At 49.9% G+C, this 3,036-nt stretch carries 3 protein-coding genes and 1 pseudogene; all 4 read left to right on the forward strand.

The window, feature by feature from the left end:
• The first annotated feature begins 161 nt into the window (after nucleotides 1–161).
• Nucleotides 162–740: a recombinase family protein gene (locus tag ACQUTP_RS25630; RefSeq protein ID WP_065804474.1), complete on the forward strand. Its 579-nt coding sequence runs from the start codon at nucleotides 162–164 to the stop codon at nucleotides 738–740.
• Nucleotides 741–790: 50 nt separating this feature from the next.
• Nucleotides 791–1,213 (forward strand): hypothetical protein, encoded by a 423-nt coding sequence (locus ACQUTP_RS25635; RefSeq protein WP_004892499.1) that lies wholly within the window; start codon nucleotides 791–793, stop codon nucleotides 1,211–1,213.
• Between the two features lie 549 nt (nucleotides 1,214–1,762).
• Nucleotides 1,763–2,182: a translesion error-prone DNA polymerase V autoproteolytic subunit gene (locus ACQUTP_RS25640; RefSeq protein WP_004179627.1), complete on the forward strand. Its 420-nt coding sequence runs from the start codon at nucleotides 1,763–1,765 to the stop codon at nucleotides 2,180–2,182.
• A 1-nt stretch (nucleotide 2,183) separates the two neighbouring features.
• Nucleotides 2,184–2,927: pseudogene (umuC, locus tag ACQUTP_RS25645) on the forward strand (translesion error-prone DNA polymerase V subunit UmuC); the annotation flags it as partial.
• Nucleotides 2,928–3,036: the final 109 nt, after the last annotated feature.

Genomic DNA, 3,036 nt, shown 5'->3' on the forward strand with positions numbered 1-3,036 from the left:
CTGGCATGCCCGGTAATAATGTATGGCGACCTGACGATATCTCCGACTGTTTTACCAATTGTCGTCATAGACATATCCGCTCCAAACCCAGGTTCGCTTGAACCCAGGTTTACGCGAACAATATCGGCAATTTACAATCTGCCTTTTCAAAGGGTTGCATAATGCTGATTGGCTATGCGCGGGTATCTACCGGCGATCAAAACCTCGATTTGCAGAAAAATGCGCTGGTTCGCGCAGAATGTGAGCAGATTTTCGAAGACACAGCGAGCGGGAAAAATGCCAGACGCCCAGGGTTAAAGCGCGCCTTACGGCGGCTGCGCCCGGGCGATGTGCTGGTGGTCTGGAAGCTGGACAGGCTGGGTCGCAGCGTGCGCGATTTGATTACACTCGTGTCGGAGCTGCAGGCGCGCGGGGTGAATTTTCGCAGTCTTACCGACAGCATCGATACCAGTACGCCAGCAGGCCGCTTTTTCTTCCACGTCATGAGCGCCCTGGCGGAAATGGAGCGCGAGCTGATCGTCGAGCGTACCCGAGCCGGTTTAGCCGCAGCGAGGGAGCAGGGGAGAGTAGGCGGACGCCGCCGGGTAATGACCACTGAGGTTGTGGAGCGGTGCCGCAGAATGCTGGAGAACGGCGCTACCCGGCAGCAGGTGGCTGATGTGATAGGGGTGGGGGTGAAGACGATCTACAAATACTTTCCTGCTGCCGTCCGCGATCAAGGATTCCTGCCCTTCCCGTGATATGTAACATTTGAGATAATAAGTACTTTCAGTTTTGAAAACAGTTTGGTTTGTTCGTGAACGGTAAGAAAACAATAAGTTTTGAACAATTTTTAACTATTAACAGCAATCTTGTTTCCATCTCAGATACATGGGCAGACTTGTGGGCGTTAATTTTTCACACAGGTTTAAGCGCTGGAAGGCTGCTGAGTATTCGATATGATGATATTGATGATGGCTTGATACTGATACGAAAACAGGGTCACCTGAAGGAGCTACGTGTTGAATCAACCCCTCCAGTGGAGGGGATCATTGCTCGTAGAAGAGAACGCTATCCAGAAGATGTTTTTTTATTTCAGAGCCATTCTAACCGTGTGAAGTACCAACGCCGGCCGGTCACTATAATTGCTTTCAACGCCGCTTTACGTCGCGCCGCTAGATCATTACCAGACGTTAACGTAAGCAGTAGTAGCGCGAGAAACATACCGGACTAACCGCTTGTCCAGTCGCGTGTGGCCGATGTGACAGGCGTGGGGGTGAAGACTATTTACAAATATTTGCCAGTACAATACGGCGATAAAAAATCCCCTTGAGCAGGCACACTCAAGGGGAAAATACTACATAACATCATTGCTGTGTGCGTCTTTGCGCTCATCTATCTTCCAAGAAGATGCCTAAAGCTTCCAGATATTTCTGGTCTGAGCAGTTAAAACATCGGATCGGCGGCCTATGTGATAGGAGGGAGTGAAGACGATTTATAAATATTTACCAGCCGGTTAAGTTTGCTCACCTGCGAACCGTATGCAAGAGATCGCAGGTGAGCAATTTGCTATGAAGGCATTGCCATAGCTGAAAAATTTTAACCGCACCCTGTTTGTAAAACCATCAAACAGCTAAGGCCTGAAAACACTTTAAGACTTACCTTACTCGTTACATCAATGTGTTACGGCAATGACATAAATTGATAGCCAGAGCCTATATTGATATGTCGCCCTGTTAAAACTACTGTATATAAAAACAGTATTAATGTGAGCGAGACTATTATGCAGTTCTACACTCCCGTTGAGTTACGTCAGATCATGCTGCTCCCGTTGTACAGCGACCTTGTGCAATGTGGTTTTCCAAGTCCTGCACAGGATTATGTTGAGCAACGCATCGATCTGAACGAGTTGCTCGTTAACCACCCCAGTGCGACGTATTTTGTCAAAGCCGCGGGCGACAGTATGAAAGACGCCGGCATAGGGGAGGGTGATCTTCTTGTTGTGGATAGCTCAAGGACAGCAGTTCATGGCGATATCGTTATCGCTGCAGTGGATGGGGAATTCACCGTTAAGAAGCTGCAGCTGCATCCGCGGGTTCAGCTTAACCCAATGAACCCTGCATATTCGCCGATAGTCGTCGGTAGCGAGGATACTCTCGATGTGTTCGGGGTGGTTACGTACATCATTAAATCGGCTGGCTGAAATGTTTGCACTTTGCGATGTGAACTCATTTTACGCATCGTGCGAGACCGTATTTCGTCCTGACCTGAAGGGGCGGCCGGTGGTCGTCCTGTCAAACAACGACGGTTGCGTGATCGCCCGTTCGCAAGAGGCTAAGCCCTTCGTCAAAATGGGTGAGCCTTATTTCAAGCAAAAGGACATGTTTCGCCGGCACGGTATTATCGCGTTTAGCAGCAACTATGAGCTTTATGCCGATATGTCCAACCGAGTGATGACAACGCTGGAGGAACTCTCTCCACGCTGCGAAATTTACAGTATTGATGAGGCATTTTGCGATCTGACTGGTGTGCGTAACTGTCGCGATCTTACCGACTTTGGCAGGGAAATTCGTGAGACGGTTCTGCGCAGGACGCACCTCACGGTCGGCGTCGGCATAGCCCAGACTAAAACCCTGGCAAAACTGGCCAATCACGCGGCGAAACAGTGGCAGCGGCAGACCGGAGGAGTGGTGGATCTGTCTAATCTGGAAAGGCAGAGGAAGTTGATGGCTTTGCTGCCGGTGGATGAGGTCTGGGGGGTTGGGCGCCGAATCAGTAAAAAGCTGGAGTCGATGGGCATCAAAACGGTGCTTCAACTGGCGGATACAGATATTCGCTTTATCAGGAAGCATTTTAACGTCGTGCTGGAACGAACCGTGCGGGAGCTGCGCGGGGAGCCTTGTCTTGGTCTGGAGGAGTTCGCGCCGGTAAAGCAGGAAATCGTGTGTGAAGTGGTTTACTGAATTTGGCCACCTGAACAGAGGTGATATGCTCACCTCAGAACAACACAGGTGCCATAATGAAAAAAAGAAATTTCAGCGCAGAGTTTAAACGCGA

The sequence above is a fragment of the Klebsiella sp. 2-CIP_Kleb. genome (genome assembly GCF_050378715.1).
In the GTDB taxonomy this organism is placed as follows: Bacteria; Pseudomonadota; Gammaproteobacteria; order Enterobacterales; family Enterobacteriaceae; genus Klebsiella; species Klebsiella quasipneumoniae.